Annotated in this window: 22 protein-coding genes; 14 read left to right on the top strand and 8 right to left on the bottom strand. The window is 68.9% G+C overall.

The genetic code is table 11. The annotated features are described in order from the left end of the window. Nucleotides 1-6: 6 nt before the first annotated feature. The 3 genes from AB0959_RS38270 to AB0959_RS38260 form a co-directional block, all read right to left on the bottom strand. Nucleotides 7-372, bottom strand: a complete 366-nt coding sequence (locus tag AB0959_RS38270) for a metalloregulator ArsR/SmtB family transcription factor (RefSeq protein WP_366831387.1) — start codon at nucleotides 370-372, stop codon at nucleotides 7-9. Between the two features lie 584 nt (nucleotides 373-956). Further along, nucleotides 957-1,220 (bottom strand): three-helix bundle dimerization domain-containing protein, encoded by a 264-nt coding sequence (locus tag AB0959_RS38265; protein ID WP_366831386.1) that lies wholly within the window; start codon nucleotides 1,218-1,220, stop codon nucleotides 957-959. Further along, a complete protein-coding gene (locus AB0959_RS38260; RefSeq protein ID WP_366831385.1) occupies nucleotides 1,210-1,605 on the bottom strand; it encodes a luciferase family protein in 396 nt (131 codons plus the stop codon). The genes AB0959_RS38265 and AB0959_RS38260 overlap by 11 nt, the downstream gene beginning before the upstream one ends. Before the next feature lie 298 nt (nucleotides 1,606-1,903). Here AB0959_RS38260 and AB0959_RS38255 point away from each other — a divergent pair, with 298 nt between their 5' ends. Next, the gene (locus tag AB0959_RS38255) at nucleotides 1,904-3,436 is read left to right on the top strand and encodes a CYTH and CHAD domain-containing protein (RefSeq protein ID WP_366831384.1); all 1,533 of its coding nucleotides are present in this window, start codon (nucleotides 1,904-1,906) and stop codon (nucleotides 3,434-3,436) included. A gap of 404 nt (nucleotides 3,437-3,840) precedes the next feature. On the opposite strand, the gene AB0959_RS38250 is transcribed toward AB0959_RS38255, so the two are convergent. The 3 genes from AB0959_RS38250 to AB0959_RS38240 form a co-directional block, all read right to left on the bottom strand. Further along, complete coding sequence (locus AB0959_RS38250) at nucleotides 3,841-4,515, bottom strand: Type 1 glutamine amidotransferase-like domain-containing protein (RefSeq protein WP_366831383.1); 675 nt, start codon at nucleotides 4,513-4,515, stop codon at nucleotides 3,841-3,843. A 324-nt stretch (nucleotides 4,516-4,839) separates the two neighbouring features. Further along, the gene (locus AB0959_RS38245; protein ID WP_366831382.1) at nucleotides 4,840-5,082 is read right to left on the bottom strand and encodes a hypothetical protein; all 243 of its coding nucleotides are present in this window, start codon (nucleotides 5,080-5,082) and stop codon (nucleotides 4,840-4,842) included. Nucleotides 5,083-5,566: 484 nt separating this feature from the next. Next, a complete protein-coding gene (locus tag AB0959_RS38240; protein ID WP_366831381.1) occupies nucleotides 5,567-6,190 on the bottom strand; it encodes a TetR/AcrR family transcriptional regulator in 624 nt (207 codons plus the stop codon). Between the two features lie 204 nt (nucleotides 6,191-6,394). Between AB0959_RS38240 and AB0959_RS38235 the strand changes: the two genes are divergently transcribed. The 8 genes from AB0959_RS38235 to AB0959_RS38200 all read left to right on the top strand — a co-directional run bounded on the left by AB0959_RS38235 (nucleotide 6,395) and on the right by AB0959_RS38200 (nucleotide 13,692). Then, the gene (locus tag AB0959_RS38235) at nucleotides 6,395-7,210 is read left to right on the top strand and encodes an oxidoreductase (RefSeq protein ID WP_366831380.1); all 816 of its coding nucleotides are present in this window, start codon (nucleotides 6,395-6,397) and stop codon (nucleotides 7,208-7,210) included. A gap of 108 nt (nucleotides 7,211-7,318) precedes the next feature. After that, entirely contained in the window at nucleotides 7,319-8,161 is an 843-nt protein-coding gene (locus tag AB0959_RS38230; protein ID WP_366831379.1) for an alpha/beta fold hydrolase, read from the top strand. 185 nt (nucleotides 8,162-8,346) lie between these two features. Further along, nucleotides 8,347-10,023, top strand: a complete 1,677-nt coding sequence (locus AB0959_RS38225; protein ID WP_366831378.1) for an FAD-dependent oxidoreductase — start codon at nucleotides 8,347-8,349, stop codon at nucleotides 10,021-10,023. Further along, nucleotides 10,020-11,492 (top strand): ATP-binding protein, encoded by a 1,473-nt coding sequence (locus AB0959_RS38220; protein WP_366831377.1) that lies wholly within the window; start codon nucleotides 10,020-10,022, stop codon nucleotides 11,490-11,492. Before AB0959_RS38225 ends, AB0959_RS38220 begins: the two co-directional genes overlap by 4 nt. Further along, a complete protein-coding gene (locus AB0959_RS38215) occupies nucleotides 11,489-11,839 on the top strand; it encodes a UBP-type zinc finger domain-containing protein (RefSeq protein WP_366831376.1) in 351 nt (116 codons plus the stop codon). Before AB0959_RS38220 ends, AB0959_RS38215 begins: the two co-directional genes overlap by 4 nt. A gap of 107 nt (nucleotides 11,840-11,946) precedes the next feature. Continuing rightward, nucleotides 11,947-12,132, top strand: a complete 186-nt coding sequence (locus AB0959_RS38210; RefSeq protein ID WP_366831375.1) for a hypothetical protein — start codon at nucleotides 11,947-11,949, stop codon at nucleotides 12,130-12,132. Nucleotides 12,133-12,245: 113 nt separating this feature from the next. Beyond that, complete coding sequence (locus AB0959_RS38205; protein ID WP_366831374.1) at nucleotides 12,246-13,124, top strand: alpha/beta hydrolase; 879 nt, start codon at nucleotides 12,246-12,248, stop codon at nucleotides 13,122-13,124. Between the two features lie 52 nt (nucleotides 13,125-13,176). Further along, a complete protein-coding gene (locus tag AB0959_RS38200) occupies nucleotides 13,177-13,692 on the top strand; it encodes a DUF302 domain-containing protein (protein ID WP_366831373.1) in 516 nt (171 codons plus the stop codon). A gap of 212 nt (nucleotides 13,693-13,904) precedes the next feature. On the opposite strand, the gene AB0959_RS38195 is transcribed toward AB0959_RS38200, so the two are convergent. Next, nucleotides 13,905-14,255 carry a hypothetical protein gene (locus AB0959_RS38195; protein ID WP_366831372.1) on the bottom strand — a complete coding sequence of 117 codons (351 nt, stop codon included), beginning with the start codon at nucleotides 14,253-14,255 and terminating at the stop codon, nucleotides 13,905-13,907. A gap of 438 nt (nucleotides 14,256-14,693) precedes the next feature. Here AB0959_RS38195 and AB0959_RS38190 point away from each other — a divergent pair, with 438 nt between their 5' ends. The 4 genes from AB0959_RS38190 (at nucleotide 14,694) to AB0959_RS38175 (ending at nucleotide 17,945) form a co-directional block, all read left to right on the top strand. Further along, nucleotides 14,694-14,933, top strand: a complete 240-nt coding sequence (locus tag AB0959_RS38190) for a hypothetical protein (RefSeq protein ID WP_366831371.1) — start codon at nucleotides 14,694-14,696, stop codon at nucleotides 14,931-14,933. A 34-nt stretch (nucleotides 14,934-14,967) separates the two neighbouring features. Next, complete coding sequence (locus tag AB0959_RS38185; protein WP_366831449.1) at nucleotides 14,968-15,987, top strand: NAD(P)/FAD-dependent oxidoreductase; 1,020 nt, start codon at nucleotides 14,968-14,970, stop codon at nucleotides 15,985-15,987. 119 nt (nucleotides 15,988-16,106) lie between these two features. After that, nucleotides 16,107-17,606: an MFS transporter gene (locus tag AB0959_RS38180; protein ID WP_366831370.1), complete on the top strand. Its 1,500-nt coding sequence runs from the start codon at nucleotides 16,107-16,109 to the stop codon at nucleotides 17,604-17,606. Nucleotides 17,607-17,699: 93 nt separating this feature from the next. Next, nucleotides 17,700-17,945, top strand: a complete 246-nt coding sequence (locus AB0959_RS38175) for a hypothetical protein (RefSeq protein ID WP_366831369.1) — start codon at nucleotides 17,700-17,702, stop codon at nucleotides 17,943-17,945. Between the two features lie 70 nt (nucleotides 17,946-18,015). On the opposite strand, the gene AB0959_RS38170 is transcribed toward AB0959_RS38175, so the two are convergent. Continuing rightward, nucleotides 18,016-18,627 (bottom strand): hypothetical protein, encoded by a 612-nt coding sequence (locus AB0959_RS38170; RefSeq protein WP_366831368.1) that lies wholly within the window; start codon nucleotides 18,625-18,627, stop codon nucleotides 18,016-18,018. On the opposite strand from AB0959_RS38170, the gene AB0959_RS38165 reads away from it, so the two are divergent. Beyond that, on the top strand, nucleotides 18,593-18,790 hold the full coding sequence (locus AB0959_RS38165; protein ID WP_366831367.1) for a hypothetical protein: 198 nt from the start codon (nucleotides 18,593-18,595) through the stop codon (nucleotides 18,788-18,790). The two genes, AB0959_RS38170 and AB0959_RS38165, sit on opposite strands and share 35 nt — an antisense overlap. Nucleotides 18,791-18,884: the final 94 nt, after the last annotated feature.

Genomic DNA, 18,884 nt, shown 5'->3' with positions numbered 1-18,884 from the left:
GGTGTCCTAGCTGTTCTGGTCGCTGTTCTCGCCGGTCTGTTTCGCGTCGAGCCCCCGCTCCCGCAGCTCCTTGTCGTCGAGGATGTCGCGCAGCGAGCGCATGCGTGCGCGCCAGTAGTGCTCGAAGGGGTGCAGCCACTCGCTGACTTCCTCCAGGGGCATCGGTTCCAGGTGGTAGAAGCGCTGCCGCCCGCGTGGCTCCTCTCGTACGAGCTGGGCCTGGCGGAGGACCTGGAGGTGCTCGGAGATCGCCGGCCGGCTCAGTTCGAAACGGCCTGCGAGGTCGTTGACCGCACGTGGCCCGTCCCGCAGCGCATCGAGCAGTCGGCGCCGCACGGGGTTGGCGAGTGCGCTGAAGACGTCCGAGGGCATGACCGCAAGAATAGGTCGGAGATTTCCGACGCGTCAAGGATTTCCGACGCGTCGAGTGGAGGGTGGTTCCTGGCGCTCCGAGAGCGCGGGCGTCGTGGATGCGACCACGCCACGCCGGTCGGGCCTGCCGCGGCTTATGCCTGTCGGCCGGGAAGTGATCGCGGCGGCCCGAACCACGGGAGCACGCTGTTGCCGACGCGAGTGAAGGCACAGATTCGGCCGCCGGTGAGGGTGCGGACCAACAGGTCTCCCTCACGGACGCCGGTGGCGGAGTGAAGGCAGGTCCCGAACGCCGGTTGACCATTGGGCCGCGTGGGCACGAGGTCAACCCTCCTGGCCGAGCTGAAGATGCCGGCGAAGAGACGGGCCACGACGTCGCGGCCATGGTATTTCGAGGGGATCGGCGCATCGAGATGAAGACGTGGTCGCTGAGCAGGGCTGTCGACGGTCACGCAATAACGTGATCGTCCACAAGGGCGAGTGGCGCGTCCCCATCCCCGGGCTCGTAGAGGAAGATCGCAGCACATCGGATCTGTGTTCGAGGCCCATCGGGGCGTCGATCGCGCGCCGGTCGAGAAGCCTGGTCAGCGCGGTTCAGTGTCGGTCGAGGCTTCGCCGAGTGCAGCGCGGACCTTGCGTTCGACCAGGACGGGAACGAAATCACGTACCGGTCGGGCCTTGCATGATGCGTGGGCCGCGGCGACTGCCGCCTCGATCTCGTCGGGCGTACGGATTGCGCGGTAGGTATCCGTGAGGCGCTCGACAAGCGCCCGGATGGCTTCTTCCTCGCGTGCCTCGATCGCCACTGTGTTGCCCCTGACCTGGAAGAAGTTCTGCTCAGCCGTCACCCGCGCTCTCGTGCGCCAGTCGCACGCCGTGATGATCATTGCACTGCGCGGACGGCGTGCCGTCGGCTTCCGGCCAGCCCTGGTGCGCCTGGAGGGCGACGCTCACCAAGGTCATGAGCAGATCTATATCGGCGTCGCATTCCAAGCGGATGGTCACCCAGTGGGAGCCGGGCACCAGCCGGACGGCGGTCGACTCCCTCAGGTCGTCCTCGAAGCGGCGGATCGTCCTGGCCGTGAGGTGCAGGTCGACGCGCCGGTCGGCGTGGAAGTGCGCGATTTCGGCTCTGGCCGAGCGCAACGCCCGGCCGGTGCCGCAGCTGGGCCGGGCCTCCGCGAGGTCCGGCCAGCTCGCCAGTTGCGTCAAAGCACGCGTGGCCGCCGTCATGCCCCCATCACGGGGCGCTCACCATCAAGCCACCAGGGCTTGAAGAAGCCGTAACCAAGTGATGGCGCCGCGATGTCCGGATTGCTCGGACGTTCGACGGCGCCGGTGGCCGGCGCGGGGCCGGAGCCGGGCGTTGTCGACACCCGGCTCGCGGCTGCGCCATCGCGGTCAGGCTCACTGACCGCATACGACCGCTGCCCCCTCGGAATCGATCACCGGGCGAACCAAGCCCGCAGAGTGCTCCGAAAACGGAGAACATACTGGTTTGAGTCATTTCGATTGCGTCAACGGGCACTGTATGGCCCAGACGAAACGAGAGACAGAACGCAAGTACGCGGCACCCGCGGCCAACGACGTCTCATGGCTGCCCAAGCTGACCGGTGTGGACCCGGTCGTCTCGCTTGCCGATCGCGGGGTGCAGGAGCTGGACGCCGTCTACTACGACACCGACGACCTGCGACTGACCCGCACCAGCGCGTCACTGCGGCGCAGGACGGGCGGCACAGATGCCGGCTGGCACCTGAAACTTCCCCTGCCGGGCGACAGCCGGGAAGAGATCGGGGCCCCGCTGTCGGAGGGCGTCCCCGCAGAACTGCGGGAGCTCGCTCTCTCCCGCACCCGCGGGTCACCGCTGCGGCCGGTGGTGCGGATCCGTACCACACGCTCCCTGCGCCAGCTCCTCGACGCCGAGGGCGGCGTCCTGGCCGAGGTGAGTACCGACGCGGTGCATGCCGACTCGCTGCTCGACGACGGCGAGCGCACGACGTGGACGGAGTTGGAGATCGAACTCGCTGACAGCGGCGACCCCGCACTCCTGGACGGTATCGAGAAGGTGCTGCACAGCAACGGCGTCGACCGCGCGCAAGACCCCTCCAAGGTGGTCCGCGCTCTGACACAGACCACGCCTGTGCTGGAGCGCACGCAGACTGCCCGCGACGAGACCACCCCGGGGACGGCCGGCGACCACCTGCTCGCCTACGTGGGCCGGCTGGTCGATGCCCTCACGGACCTCGACCCGGCCGTCCGCCGCGACACGCCTGACGCCGTGCACCAGATGCGCACCACGGCCCGTCGCCTGCGCGGCTGCCTGCGCTCATACCGCTCCGTCCTCGACCGTGAGGTCACCGACCCCATTCGGCGGGAACTGAGCTGGCTCGCCGGTGAACTCGGTGCAGAACGCGACCACGAGGTGCTCCGGGAGCGGCTCACTTCCGGCGTGCTGGAACTGCCTGGCGAGCTGGTTCTCGGCCCCGTCACCGCACGGCTGCAGACCTGGGACACGGCGCAGCGGGCCGAAGGCCGTCGACGCACCCTTGAGGCGCTCGCCTCGCCCCGCTACCTGGACCTGCTCGAGAAGCTGAGGACTCTGGCCGACACGCCGCCGTTGCGCGCCAAAGCGGCCGACAAGTCCAAGAAAGTGCTGGCCAAGGCACTCCTGAAGGAATACGACCGGCTCATGCAGCGCATGGACCGGGCGCTCGACATGCCCTCAGGGGCTGAGCGTGACGCCGCGATCCACTACGCCCGCAAAGCGGCCAAGAGGCTCCGCTACGCGGCGGAAGCGGCCCGCCCGGCCCTCGGAAAGCCCGCGCGACGTCTCGGCAAACGCGTCAAGGCCGTCCAGCAGGTGAGCGGTGCCCAGCACGACAGTGTCGTGGCCCGCGACGCCCTGCGCCGCCTGGCGATCTCCGCGCACGCAGCAGGCGAGCCCGGCTTCACCTGGGGCTTGCTGCACGGTCAGGAGAGGGCCACGGCCAGCGCCAGGGAGGGGCAGCTTCCCCAGGCGTGGGCTCGTGTCCGCGCGGCCGCCCGGCGCAAGGACCTGCGCTGACGGATCCCTGACGGATCCGGGAATCCTTGAGACAACGCGATGCGCGGCCGGGCACAGGCACCCGCAAGGCCGACGCGGGTGCCCGACCGGAGGCGATGCAATGCTCTGCGAAGCAGGCCCGTGACCGGGTTCATGAGCCAACTGCGGGCGCAGCCGGACCTGCCCTCGGTGAAGTGGGCCCTGCCCGCCTCGCCGGACCGCCCGGACGAACCCGCCACTGCTTCCCGAGGCCGGATCCCTGACGGACGGCGTCCCCGGACGACGATGAAGCCGTCGAACGGGGCGGTGTCGACCGTGAACCCGTGCCCGTGCATGGCCGTCAGGCGCAGGGCCGGATCGGTGAGAGAGGGGCCGGTGCAGAGCCGGAGCATGCCCGCAACCAGCGCGAGCACACCATCCCCAGCTCAAGGGGCGAACAGCTTCCAGTGCCCCTCGGAGACGACTTCGACGCTGCCGTCGGTCACCTTGATGGCGGTCTCGTCGTCGATCGCGTACCCCGGTCGCGGGATCCCGGCGGCCCACTTCTGCGCGTTGGCCATGGAGTTGTCCGGGAGATTCTCGTGGTCCAGGTGCGGGAAGATCGAGAAGTCGACCATGCCCAGCGCACCGTCGCCACCGGTGGGCGGCTTCCAGACGTAGGACTCGCTGACGTCCTTCCCGACGCTGGGGGTCATCACCATGCTCCCGGCGCTCGCTCCCACATAGACCGTCTCGCGCAGCGACGGCAGCAGGTCGGCCAGCCCGGACTGCCGCATCCAGTGACACAGATACAGGGCATCGCCGCCGCCTGCCAGCAGGACGTCGGCCTCTCGGACCGAGGGGAGCCACAGCTCCTCGCCGAGGCTGGGCAGCGCGGTGAGCTCCAGCACCCCAAGCGACTTCCAGCCCACCTCGCACAGGGAGATGACGGATCGTCCACTGATGAACCGCCATGCCGAACCGACACCGCCGGGCATGGCATACGCCGCGGTGGGGATGCACAGGGCGTTGGTCTCGGCAACTGGTTTGCCCAGCAGGTCGACCAGCGCGTCGTGGATGCTCGCGTTCTTGATGCCGGCGGATGTGAGAAGAAGCCGCACGATACCTCCCGATTCGAATGCGATGAAGCGGTCTGACATACAGACCTGGGACCACCGCGAAACTCATCGCTGCCGAACAGGATCCAGCTCCCGCAACAGGCCGCTTGCCGCGTAGGACCGGCTCGTGCGCTTGCAGCACGCGCGAACAACGGCGGGTTCCGGCGAACGCCCCGTGGCAGGCGATCACCTGGTGCCGATCACGCCGCCGACCAGGACGAGTACCGCGGCCACCGGTCACACCAGACCCGTGACCAGCGACTTCAGGATGAGACACCCTCAATGAACAGCGAGCCATCCGGAATGTTGGGATGACTAGGCCGCTGATCAAGGTGACGAGGTGGGCTGCCCGGACCGGTGGTCGGCTGCCGCGCGCAGACTCGCCTCCAGTGTGGCGATCAGATCCGCCGCCGGCTTCGGCTCCACAGGCTGTGTGGTTTCCTTTCCGGACTGTTTCGCCGCCACCAGCAGATCGAGAGCGGCGGCGTACCCGTCGTGCACAGACGCGAGGTCGGGCTCGGGCAGCTGGGCCAGCAGCAGCGAGGCGAGCTCCGGTTCCTGCCCGGTCACGGAAACGGCCCCGGCCGGTCCGTGAGGTTCGCGTACTTCCTCGGGTCACAGCAGCGTCTGGACCACCAGCATCTCCTGCCACGGCCACAGCGCGGCCAGACGCTCCCTGGTGCGCAGGGTCACCTTGGCCAGAGCAGTTCGCTCGGCCAGGGCCAGTGCTGCCACCAGTACTGGCGAACGTGGCTATGCGAACCTGCGGAATGGTTGAGCGTTCGGTGAGGCTGCCGAGCGGACCCGACCGCGGTCAAGGCCAGTCGGGGTGTGACACCGGTAGGAGTCCGTGATCGATTGGTCGGAGTTTCTGTAGCTGCCATGTACCTCCAGGCGGCGGCCGAAGTACGACCGTCTGCTGGCGGCGAGTCCTTCGGCGACTGACCGTGCAGTTCAAGCCCGGCGGCGCGTTAACCTGCGGGCCGTGTCTCCGCGGCGTCGAAGTGGGCAGACAGCACCAGATGCCTGTGCAACGAGGCCGGCCGTGCCCTTCTCAGGTGTGGCGCGGGCGAGGCAGCAGGGCGAACACGCTCTCCGCAATCGAGGTCAGGCGGGCGGGACTGTGGCCGTACGCGCCTATGACATCGGTCCCGCGGATGACGCTCAGTAGAAGGTACGCAAGGTCGTCGGGATCCGCGTCGGGGTCGATGTCGCCGTTGCGCTGCGCCGCTCGCACACACTCGGCCACCGCCGTCGCGACCACGGAGAAGCAGTCGTTGGCCAGGCGTTTCACCTCGGCGTCGGAGGCGCCGATCTCCAGGGCCATCTTGGCGGCGAAGCAGGCCGCCCCCGCCCGGTCAGAGGCGGGGGGTACGTCGGCGGCGAGTGGCACCCCGTGGACGGCGCGGAGCAGGTATGCGTGCAGTCGTTCCAGGGCGCCCTCGTCCGGTCCGGCGAGCATCTCCCGCGGACCCTGCGCCAGCCGGGCGAAGTAGCCGGTCATCGCCTCCAGCAGCACGCCGTGCTTGCCGTCGAACGCGCCGTAGAGGCTGCCGCGGCCCAGGCCGGTGGCGGCGCTGATGTCGTCGACGCTCGTGCCGTTGTAGCCCGAGGCGCGGAACTGCCGCTCGGCGGCATGGAGGACGTGGTCGCGGTCAAAGCTTCGTGGTCTGGCCATCCAAAGACGGTAAAGCCGACCCACCCTTCTTGACAACTCAGTACAGAACTGCCTAGGTTTCGGACTGTTCAGTAAACAACCATCCTGAGCTTGCCGGACAGGCTTGGTCCGGGCTTGCAGGACCGGTGCGGACCGTGTCGGCCTCAGCGCGGGCGACCCCGCGCAGCGCCCGACGAAGCCATGCCCACAACCGAAGGAACCACCATGCAGACAGCTCCCCGAGTGGCCCTCGTGACGGGCGCTTCCTCCGGGATCGGGCGGGCGGCGGCGCTCGCCCTGGTGGGCGTCGGCTTCGCGGTGGTCGGCACGAGCCGCAACGCGGCGAACGCCGAGCCGCTCGCCGGGGTGACGTTCCTCGATCTCGACGTGGCCGGCGACGAGTCGGTCCGCTCCCTGGTCGGGGAGGTGATCGATCGGTTCGGCCGGATCGATGTCCTGGTCAACAACGCAGGCGTGGGCGCGGTCGGCGCCGGCGAGGAGAGCTCGATCAGCCAGGCCAAGGAGGTCTTCGACATCAACGTCTTCGGCGTGATTCGGATGGCAAACGCAGTGCTGCCCCACATGCGCGCCCAGGGCAGTGGCCGCGTGGTCAACGTCTCCTCGGTACTCGGTCTGATCCCAGCCCCCTTCATGGCCGTCTACGCCGCCACCAAGCATGCGGTCGAGGGCTACTCCGAGTCCGTCGACCACGAGCTTCGCGAGCACGGCGTCCGGGTGCTTCTGGTCGAGCCGGCCTACACAAGCACGAGTTTCGAGGCGAGCAGCATGGCATCCGACTCGCCTTTGCCGATCTACGCCGCACAGCGGGAGGTCTCCCGAGACGTGCTGGCCACGGCCGTGCGCAACGCCGATCACCCGGACGTTGTCGCGAAGGTGATCGTCGCGGCCGCCACCGATTCCAGGCCCAAGCTCCGTTACACCGCCGGCTCGATGGCCGGACGCGTCAGCGTCCTGCGCCGGATCGTGCCCTCGCGCGCCTTCGACAGACAGATCCGCAAGATCAACCGACTGGCCGGCTGACTCCGCAGTACACCCGGCGCCTGAGAAGTCGCACGTGTCCAAAACCAGAGACACCGAAGCCAGCATGAGCATCTCTCGTCCGACCGCTCTCGGAGAAGGCTGACACACATGGAGTTCGAACGCGTCGCCTTCGACCTGCCACACGGCACCTTTCACGCGCTGCAGGGTGGTGATCCCGATGGTCGACCGACGCTCGTCCTGCACGGCTTCCCGGACCATCCGCCGACCGCGAAGCCCTTCCTTGCCGAGCTCGGCCGCCGCGGCCGTCACGTCGTCGCACCTTGGCTTCGCGGTTACGCGCCGTCCCCGACCGCGGGGCCGTTCGACTTCGCATCCCTCACCAGCGATGTGCTGGCGCTGATCGACCGCTGGTCTCCGGGGCGAGCTGTGGAGTTGGTCGGCCACGACTGGGGCGCCCTGATCACATACGATGCCTGCGTCACCGCGCCGGAGCGGATCGAACGCGCGGTCACGCTCGCGGTCCCCCACCCACTCACGTTCCTGAGCCGGCCGCGCCCCGCTCAGCTACGCCGGAGCTGGTACATGGGGCTCTTTCAACTGCCGGGAAGCGGCCGTATGGCCACCGCCCGCGATCTCGCCTTCATCGACCGCCTCTGGCGTCAGTGGTCGCCCAGCCTCTCGCTCGATCCAGCTGTGCAGACGGAGCTACACGAGCACCTGCGGGCGAGCATGCCCGCGCCTCTGAAGTACTACCGGGCGATGCTGCGACCCGGCATGCTCGGGGCGGCGCGCCGCCTGTCTCAGCCGATCGCGGTGCCCCTGCTGCACCTCCACGGTGCCGACGACGGCTGCTTCCTCCCCCCGCAGGTCGACGACCGACACCGGTTCGCCGCCCCGCACGCGATGGAGGTCGTCCCCGACGTCGGTCACTTCCTGCACATCGAGGCCCCCGAGGCGATCGCGGAACGGATCGTGGCATGGGCCCAGTAGCGGATCACTCGACCCTCGCGGCGAGACCACCGATATGGGCGACGCGGAGCCGACCGGCAGGCCGAGGCCGACCGGCTGCTGGCCCTCGGGGCGCGAACCAGGGCGACGAACAAACGATGGCTGAAAGGCGGCGCGGCACCGAGCCGGCGCCGACCGGTGATCCGATCACTCGGGGTGGGGGACGTATGGCACAGACCGCGGACGCTGCGCGGACCGTCATCATGACCGTGGACGACGATCCCGGGGTGTCCCGGGCCGTCGCCCGTGACCTGCGGCGGCGCTACGGCAAGTCCTACCGGATCGTGCGCGCGGAGTCCGGCGAGTCCGCGCTGGAGGCGCTGCGGGAGCTGAAGCTGCGCGGTGATCTGGTCGCGGTGATCCTGGCCGACTACCGGATGCCGCAGATGAACGGCATCGAGTTCCTCGAACAGGCCCTGGACGTGTATCCGGGCGCCCGGCGCGTGCTGCTGACCGCGTACGCGGACTCGAACGCGGCGATCGACGCGATCAACGTCGTCGACCTCGACCACTACCTCCTCAAGCCGTGGGACCCGCCGGAGGAGAAGCTCTACCCGGTGCTCGACGACCTGCTGGAGGCGTGGCGGTGCAGTGACTTCCGGCCGGTGCCGGGCACCAAGGTCGTCGGTCACCGGTGGTCGGCCCGCTCGTCGGACGTGCGGGAGTTCCTGGCCCGCAACCAGGTGCCGTACCGCTGGTACTCCATCGAGGAACCCGAGGGGCAGCGGCTGCTCGCGGCCGCGGGCCAGGACGGACAGCGGCTGCCGGTGGTGATCACGGCGGACGGTACGGCGCTCGTCGAGCCGGAGGTGCCCGAACTGGCCGCGCAAGTGGGGCTGGCGACGACACCCACGGCCGACTTCTACGACCTGGTCGTCATCGGCGGCGGGCCGGCCGGGCTGGGCGCGGCCGTGTACGGGGCCTCGGAGGGGCTGCGTACGGTGCTCGTGGAGCGGTCGGCGACCGGCGGGCAGGCGGGGCAGAGTTCGCGGATCGAGAACTATCTGGGCTTCCCGGACGGGGTGTCCGGCGCCCAGCTCACCGACCGGGCCCGGCGGCAGGCGGCGAAGTTCGGGGCCGAGATCCTCACCGCGCGAGAGGTGACCGGTCTGGAGATCAACGGGGCGGCCCGCACCGTGCGCTTCTCGGACGGGTCGCAGATCGCGGCGCACAGCGTGATCCTGGCGACCGGTGTGTCGTACCGGCAGCTGGAGGCGCCGGGTGCCGACGAGTTGTCGGGCCGCGGGGTGTTCTACGGGTCCGCGCTCACCGAGGCCGCCGCCTGCCAGGGGCACGACGTGTACATCGTCGGCGGCGCCAACTCGGCCGGGCAGGCGGCCATGTACCTGTCCCGGGGCGCCAAGTCGGTCACCCTGCTGGTGCGCGGAGCGGACCTCACCGCGTCGATGTCGCACTATCTGATCCAGCAGATCGCCCAGTCGCCGAACATCTTTGTACGGGCCCACACGGTCGTCGAGGCCGCGCACGGCGACGGCCACCTGGAACAGCTGACGTTGCGCGACACGACGAGCGATCAGACCGAACTCGTCGACGCGCAGTGGCTGTTCGTGTTCATCGGCGCGGCCCCGCTGACCGACTGGCTGGAGGGCACGGTGTTGCGGGACGAGCGTGGGTTCATCCTCGCCGGGCCCGATCTGACCGCCGACGGGCGGCCACCGGCCAACTGGGAGCTGGACCGGCCGCCGTACCACCTGGAGACCAACATCCCCGGCGTGTTCGTCGCCGGGGACGCGCGCGCGGAGTCCGCCAAGCGGGTCGCGTCCGCCGTCGGAGAGGGAGCCATGGCCGTGATGCTCGTACACCGGTATCGGGAGCAGTCGTGAGCGGGCGGCTGATGCCGTGCAGCGCGGCGGAGATCAGCTCGCTGTTCCTGTTCGAGAAGCTCAGCGCCGAGCAGATCGGCAGGCTGTGCAGCGAGGGACGGGTCGAACTGTTCGATCCGGGGCCGGTGTTCACCGAAGGTGACCCGGCGGCCTGCTTCTACGTGATGATCGAGGGCACGGTCGTCATGTCACGCCGGGTGGGCGGCGACGACATCGAGGTGAGCCGCACGGCCCAGCCAGGGGTGTACGCGGGGGCCGTGCGGGCGTACGTCGGGGACGGGAAACCGCAGCGGTACATGAACTCGGTGCGGGTGTCGGAGCCGACGCGGTTCTTCGTCCTGCCCGCCGAATCGTTCGCGAACGTCATGCACCAGTGGTTTCCGATGGCGGTCCATCTCCTGGAGGGGCTCTTCCTCGGCGCGCAGACCTTTCAGCGGGCCGTCGGGCAGCGCGAACGGCTGCTGGCGCTGGGCTCGTTGTCCGCGGGTCTCACCCATGAGCTCAACAACCCGGCCGCGGCCGCCGTACGGGCCACCTCGTCACTCAGGGACCGGGCCGCGCACATGCGCCACAAGCTCAGCGCCATCGCCTCGGGCCCCTACCACGGCGACGCCCTGAAGACCCTGGTCGACCTCCAGGAGCGTACGGCCGAGCGGGTCTCCAAGGCGCCGCCACTGAGCCCGCTCGAAGCGTCCGACCGGGAGGACGAACTCACCGACTGGCTCGACGACCACGGCATCCAGGGCGGCTGGCAGATCGCGCCGACCTTCGTGCAGGGCGGTCTCGACGTCGACTGGCTGGAGCAGATCGCGACGGCCGTCGACGAGCAGGAAATCCTGCAGACTGCCATCGAGTGCCTCACCTACACGGTCGAGACAGAGCTGCTGATGTCCGAGATCGAGGACTCCACCACCCGTATCTCGCACCTCGTCGACGCCGCCAAGCAGTACTCACAGCTGGACCGCGCGCCCTACCAGGTCGCCGATGTCCACGAACTCCTCGACAGCACGCTGCTGATGCTGTCGGGCAAGATCGGTCCCCAGGTCGAGGTCGTGAAGGAGTACGACCGTTCGGTGCCGAGGATTCCGGCCTACCCGGCCGAACTCAACCAGGTGTGGACCAACCTGATCGACAACGCCGTCTTCGCCATCAAGAGCGCGGGCGGCGAAGGGACGTTGACCGTACGCACCGCTGTGGTGCACGACCGGCTGCTGGTGGAGTTCCGCGACACGGGCCCGGGAGTGCCGGCCGAGATCCGCGGCCGGATCTTCGACCCGTTCTTCACCACCAAGCCGGTGGGCGAGGGCACGGGGCTGGGGCTCGACATCTCCTGGCGGATCGTCGTCAACAAGCACCACGGTGACCTGAAAGTCGAGTCCGTACCCGGCGACACCCGCTTCCAAGTACTGCTCCCCCTCACCGCCACCGACCCCGACACCGTCCCCGACCCGGCCCAGGAGCCGTCATGACCAAGGACAGCGGAATCGACCCCAGCGTCCCGCCCAGCGGTGCCGGATGCGTCGAGTGCGACGCCGACGGCGGCTGGTGGTTCCATCTGCGGCGCTGCGCCCAATGCGGCCACATCGGCTGCTGCGACGACTCACCCGCCAAGCACGCCACCGGCCACTTCCGGGACACCGGCCATCCGGTGATCCGCAGTTACGAGCCGGGCGAGGCCTGGTTCTGGAACTTCGAGACCTCCGAGCTGTACGACTCCGGTCCGGCCCTGGCTCCCCCGGACGCCCACCCTGCCGACCAGCCCACGCCGGGACCGGCGGGGCGCGTGCCGGCGAACTGGGCGAACACGCTGCGCTGAGCCTGGCCGACCAGGGCTGTCAGCGGTGGAGGTCAGGATCCATCTGTGCCGCAGAACCTGTTCGGCACTCCACTCACCGGCCGCGACGACGAGCTGACCCGTCTCGCATGATCGAGTTCTTCGCCGCCTGCATCCGGCTGGGGCAGCGGGACGGTGACGTCGGCCAGGGCGTCGACTCCAGAGCGCAGGCGCTGCTTATGCAGAACACCCGCGCCGGGCTGCGGGTCATGGCCAAGCCGTGCGACCGGCCGACGCTCCACGGGATCACCGACACGGCCCTCGCGGACCTCTGAGACAGGACACTTCGGGCGACCGCACCTCTTTGCCCCCTGATCAACTTCACCGACCGACGAAATAAGGAAAATGCCCATATTGCGGCATTCTCCTCACCTGAAAGGACAGAACCATGGAACGCAACGAGTCTCCCGACGCGACGTACGCGAGAACCTGGAGCAACGGCCGCGGCGAGGTGCGGTTCTTCACCCGGGCCGATGGCTCGCGGCTGCGCTACTACACGGTGGGCACCGGCCCCGCCCTCGTGCTGATGCACACCGTGCGCGGCCAGCTCGACTACTTCCAGCGGGTGATCCCGCTGCTGTGGGACCGCTACACGGTCTACGCGCTGGATCTGCCCGGGATGGGGTGGTCCGACATCGTCCCCGGCGCACAGTACGAGGAGCCGCAGCTGCGGGCCGCGGTCGTCGAATTCGTCCGCGGAATGGACCTTCACGACGTCACCCTGTCGGGCGAATCGCTCGGGGGCGCCCTGTCCCTGTCGGCATCGGTCGACCTGAAGGACCGGGTCAGCCGGGTCGTGGCGTTCAACAGCTACGACTACCCCCAGGGCGGAGAGCGGGGAAACTGGCTCTCCCGCGTCATCATCTCCAGCGTGCGGATGCCCGTGCTGGGCCCCCTCTTCGCCCCCCTCGAGCCGCGGCCCATCTTTCGGGCAATTCTGCAGGGCGGCTACGTCGACAAGACCCGACTGCCCGAGGACTTCATCACCGAGCTACTGAGGAGCGGCCGCCGCAAGGGCTACGCCAAGGTGTCCCGAGGGATCTTCCGCAGCCTCAAGGGATTCAACCGGGCCCGCGAGCGCTACCCGCGCGTGTCGGCACCCGTCACTCTCGTCTACAGCGAGAACGACTGGTCCCGGCCCGCCGAACGAGACCGCGTGGCCAACGCGCTGACGGACCTCCACCGCATCACCGTGCCCCGCACCGGCCACTTCTCCGCCTTGGAGCGCCCCGACGAGATGGCACGGATCCTGCTCGACGCGGCCTGACCCCAAACGACTGGCACCCGCGCCCATCCCCGTCCAGACATGGGAAAGAGCCATGACTCAAGCCGTCCCTCACCTCGTCAACCGCCTTGTCATCGACACCGAGGACTCCTTCGGCGACCTCCGCCGGCGCTACGAATCGCTGGTACCCACCATCGATTTCGCCGAACTCGCCGGGGTGGTCGGCACAGGCGACCTCGCGGCGTTGCAGGCCTACATCGCCGCACACACACCCAATTCGTTTGCCATCTACTGGACGCTGGACCCGATGCCGGTGATGCGGCTGTCGGGACACCAGCTGCGCGCCGTCACCTACATGATGGGCAACAACGTCATCGCGGAAACCATGTTCCGACACGACCCCGGCACCATCCTGTACGCCCCGCTGCGCACCGCGATCTACGAGACCACCTCCGGCCACGTACAGATAAGCATCGACCAGCCGTCGAGCAAATTCGCCAGCTTCGGCGATCCCCGCATCGCCGAGGTCGGAGCACAACTCGACGCCAAAGTCGCTGAACTGCTCCGCCTCATGACACTGCCGGTACCACCGGAGCTGATCACGGCCTGACCCATGGCACTCCAGCACCGTTTCGCCGTCTGACCTGGCCAGAGGCATCGTCGGGAGTGCAGTGGGCTGGTGGCCCATCGGGGGCGGCCTTGCCGGACCGCCCCCGCCGATGAGGGGCATCGCCGCCGGCGCGGCCTGCTCAGGTAGGGCCGCCATATTGCTGCGGCGGTCCCCCCTCAGAACCGTGCGGGCCCGTTGTCCGAGCACATGGCTCAAGCAAGCCCTGATGGCTCGCGGGCGTATGCAGGTGCTGGCTTGTGTTTGCGACGTCGTTCCCTCCAGTTGTCGGCAAGAGCTGGGGCGTCGACGGACGACGTGCCCTTGACCATCTGGTGTCGGACGATCTTGGTCCAGGAGAACTTGGCGAGGTAGCGGCCGCTGTCGCGGTCGCCGAAGCCCCCATGGTCTCGCCTGGCCCTGTTGAACGTGCCGGAGTAGCGGGCGGTGACCCAGTGCTTCGGCTTGTTCGGGTGTGTGCGGGTTGCCCACTTGTAGATGAGCTTCCACACGTAGGCGTCCAGGGCCAGGAGGCGGCTGGCTGGCCCGGACGGACGGGGCCGCACTGGAGCGTGAGTTGGGGACGCCGATCGTCGGCATCCCCCGGGCCGTGCCGCACCGCCTGCTCCGCGCAACTTGGACACAGTCGGCACCGCCGCGGCACTTGGTCGGGTACTCGGCACGGTGCTCCAGCACCAGCTGAGTCTCGATCAGAGCGTGGCACTGCGGTCTTCTGCTGTTCGCCCCGGCGAGGACTCCGCCGGCATCTACGGGCCCGTAGCCATCGAGCGCCCTGATCGGTGCCTTGCCGCTGTTGGCCAAGCCCGCGATCACCCAGAAGCCCAAACTCGACATTCCGGGCATCATCGTGGTGAGCGGGGATCGACCTGCCGTACTTGACAACTCAGTACAGAACCGCCTAGGTTTCTGACTGTTCAGTACACAACGGTCCTGAGCTCACCGGACAGGCCCGCGTGCACGCCTGGCGCGATTGAGGGCGACCCATGCCTTTGAACTCCTCCGCGCCGCCCGGCGTTGCGACGCCTTCCAGGCCGGCAAGGCACGGTCTGATCCTCGCGATCGTGGCGACGGCGAGTTTCATCGCCGTACTGGATCTCTACATCACGAACGTCCCAAGCAAACCGGGGCCGGAATCTCCACAACAGCCCACGACGGTCGCCGACCACTTCCTGGGCTTCCTGAACAGCCGCCCCCCTGCAACCGCCCAGAACTCGAAGGGTTGACCGAACCATGACTGACAAGGAAAAGCAGGAGGCCATGGCTGTGACGACTCCTCCGTACGCGAGCGACGCACTGGTCGAGGGGACCGTCGACGCGGTGGTGATCGGCGGGGGCGCTGCGGGGCTGAACGGTGCACTGATCCTCGCCCGCTCCCGCCGCTCGGTCGTCGTGATCGACAGCGGCGCCCCGCGCAACGCGCCCGCGGAGGCCGTGCACGGCCTCATCGCCCTGGACGGCACCCCGCCGTCCGAGATCCTTCGACGGGGCCGGGAGCAGGTGCGCCAGTACGGCGGACGCGTCGTGTTCGGCGAGGTGGTCTCGGCCGAGTCCGCCGCCCCGTCGGCGGACGGGGACCTGCGGTTCACCGTCAGCCTGGCCGACGGCCGCCACATCACCGCCCGCCGCATCCTGGTGGCCACCGGCCTCACGGATGTTCTGCCGGAGGTGCCCGGACTCGCCGAACACTGGGGGCACAGTGTGGTGCACTGCCCGTACTGCCACGGCTGGGAGGTGCGCGATGAGCCCATCGGCATCCTCGCCACCGGCCCGGCCTCCATCGGCCACGCGTATCTGTTCCGTCAGCTGACCGAGGACCTGACCTACTTCACCCACGGCACCGACCTGGACGAGGACAGCCGCGCCCGCTTCGCCGCCCGCGGCATCCGCGTCATCGACACCCCGGTCACCGAGGTCGTCAACGACGAGGACGGTGCCCTCGCCGGAGTGCGCCTGGCCGACGGCCAGGTCGTGGCCCGCCGCGTCCTCGCGGTCGGCCCTCAGATGCAGCCCCGCACCCAGGGCCTGGAAGGTCTGCGCCTGCCGGTGCAGGACCTGCCGAACATGGCCCGCGGCTTCGCCTCCGGCATGGCCGGCACCACCGAGGTGCCGGGTGTGTGGGTGGCCGGCAACGTCACCGATCCGGTCGCCCAGGTCGGGGCCTCCGCAGCGGCCGGCGCACTGGCCGGCGCCGACATCAACAAAATGCTGGCCATCGCGGACACCGAAGCGGTCCTCCAGAAGATCGCCGAGGCAAGCCCCAAAGCGGCCACACGATGATCTCGAAGCCCTGAGATCTCAGCCCGTCACCCTCGCCTCACCTTCACCGGTGAGGAAACCAATCAAACCAATCAGTTTCCAGACGGCTTTCAGTCATGCCCACCAAGCAAGGGAAGAAAATGAGTACCAGCATCGACCGCGGGGCGCCCGCCCCCGGAAAGAGAGAATCGGGCCTTCGCGGCTCGCATGCCGTGCGCTGGTGGGTGCTGGTCGTCATAGGCGTGGCACAGCTCATGGTCATGCTCGATGCGACCGTCGTGAACATCGCGCTGCCCGAGGCGCAGCAGGACCTCGGCTTCAGCGACGGCAGCCGGCAGTGGGTCATCACGGGTTACGCCCTGGCGTTCGGCAGCCTGCTGCTGCTCGGCGGCCGACTCGGTGACCTGTTGGGCCGACGCACCCTCTTCGTGATCGGCTTGGCAGGTTTCGGGGCCGCGTCCGTCGTCGGCGGCTCGGCCGGCAGCTTCGAGATCTTCGTCGCGGCACGTGTGGCCCAAGGCCTCTTCGCCGCGGTGCTCGCGCCCGCGGCACTCTCACTGCTCAGCGTGACCTTCACCGAACCGTCCGAAAGGGCGAAGGCCTTCGGTATCTTCAGTGCCCTGGGTGGTGCGGGCGGCGCGATCGGGCTGCTGCTCGGCGGCATGCTCACCGAATGGGCGTCGTGGCGCTGGGTGATGTACGTGAACGTCGTCTTCGCGGCCCCCGCCCTGATCGGTGCGTTGCTGCTGCTGGCCAAGCCCGCGATCACCAAGAAGCCCAAACTCGACATTCCTGGCATCGTCGTGGTGAGCGCCGCGCTGTTCGCCGTCGTCTACGGGTTCGCGCACGTCGAGTCCACCAGCTGGACCGACCCGGTCGCCCTCGGCTCCATGATCACCGGCGCGGTGCTGCTCGCGGTGTTCGTCTGGCTGGAGACCAGGGTCGCGCATCCGCTGCTGCCGCTGCGAGTCGTGCTGGACCGGACCCGCGGTGGTTCGTTCATCGCGGTGTTCGTGCTGGGCATGGGGATGTTCTCGATCTTCCTGTTCCTGACCTACTACTTCGCGGCCAGCCTCGGCTACTCGCCGATCAAGACCGGTCTGGCGTTCCTGCCGATGGTCGCGGCCGTCGTGGCTTCGTCGACCACGATGGCTTCGCTGGTGCTGCCCAGGGTCGGCCCGAAGATCGTCGTCAGCGCCGGCTTCCTCGTGGCCGCGTCCGGTATGGCCCTGCTGACCCGGCTCGAACTGGACAGCACCTACGCCGCCCACATCATGCCCGGCCTGATCCTGCTGGGTCTCGGCATCGGCGCGGTGATGTCCACCGCGTTCCAGGGGGCGACCTCGGGCATTCACCACGAGGACGCGGGTGTCGCCTCGGCGCTGATCAACACCGGTCAGCAAATCGGCGGCTCCATCAGTACGGCACTGCTGACCACCGTTGCCTCGTCGGCCGCGACCGACTACCTGACTTCGCACAAGCCCAGCGCGCTGGCCGCGGCGCAGGCCGGGGTCGAGGGCTACACGGCCACCCTGGCGTGGGGCTCCGGGTTCTTCGTGGTCGGTGCGGTGATCGCGGCGTTCCTGATCCCGAATCGGGCTCTGGAGCCGTCCGAGGGCGAGCCCGTGATGGCCCACTGAGCCTGGATCCACCCTGGAGATGTCCTGCTACCTGCGATGACTGTTGTTCTCAGGACACGAATCAGCGCAGGAAAGCAGGGCATCTTCAGGGTGGTGAATACGCCGTCACTGCGCGCCCGGCACTTCGAGAAGCAGTTGGGCCGGCAGGAGATGTTGGTCCCGGAGCTCGCACGGCGACTGGGGGCCGACCCCGACCGGCCGGAGGATCCCAGGCCGACCGCCCTGGTCGCGGCCGCCCTCGCCTGCGCGGATGCAGCTACGGCGGGCTGGGTGGCCTGCGAGGGAACTGTCCCCATGGCCGTGCTGCTTGACCGCGGCATGAGCGCCTTCATCCCGTAGCCCCGCGCGTGGCCTGCTCCGCCGTTCACGCCGTGCCGGGCGCCCCACGCCGCCCGGCGCACTGCCGGCGTCAGTCGGAGGGCCGAGGTCTGTTCGGCTCGCTGTCGGTGCGTCGGCTTTTGCTCAGGCTGGCGGCGTACTCCGTTCGTGAGCTGCCGGCGGCGTCGACCCATTGGGTGGCGGCCTTTATACCGCCGCCGAGGACTTGGCTGAGGACGGCGGGGGGCATCTGGGCGGCGATGTCCATCAGGGCGCTGTTGCGGCCGCGTCGGGAGGGCAGGACGTAGGCGGTCAGGCGGGAGCGGAGGTGGGCCGTGCCGCGCGGGCGTCCTGGGAAGAAGCCGGGGAGGAGCCAGGGCTGGTCGGCGCGGCCGAGGCCGGGAGGGCCTTCGCGGTCTTCGGCCAGGGCGAGCAGGAGACGGTCCAGCGGTGGCGGGACGTCGACGGGGTGGGTGCCGAGGGCCAGTCGGACGCGTTGCCCGGCCTGGATGACGTGGCTGGTGGTGAGGCGCGAGATCTTGGTGAGGGGCTGGCCGTAGAGGAGGACGAGCAAGCCGACGACGCGGTCGACGGTGTCGATGGTGTCGTCGTGAAGGAAGCAGTGGGCCAGAGGCCACCGTTCGTCGTCTGTCAGGGAGCGGCGCGGCTTGTCACTGGCCTCCCTCGGCGGCCTGATCACCATGGCGCCCACGGTGTTCCGCAATGCCGACGGACGACTGGAGGTCTTCGCCCGCGGAACCGACGGCGCACTCTGGCACACATGGCAGACCCGCCCCAACGGAGGCTGGGGCGGCTGGGCCACGCTCGGCGGGCAGGTCGTGGGCAGCCACAACATCGCCGTCTAAGAGAGCATCTGATCTGAGTAGTTGGTAGTTAGGGATGATTTTGTGACGGCTGGTGTGGGCGGTCGTTAGGCAAGGTGTGAGTGCTCGTCGTCCG

The organism is Streptomyces sp. NPDC046862 (assembly GCF_040704615.1).
Taxonomy (GTDB): domain Bacteria; phylum Actinomycetota; class Actinomycetes; order Streptomycetales; family Streptomycetaceae; genus Streptomyces.
This window is presented reverse-complemented; position numbering and strand designations above follow the sequence as displayed.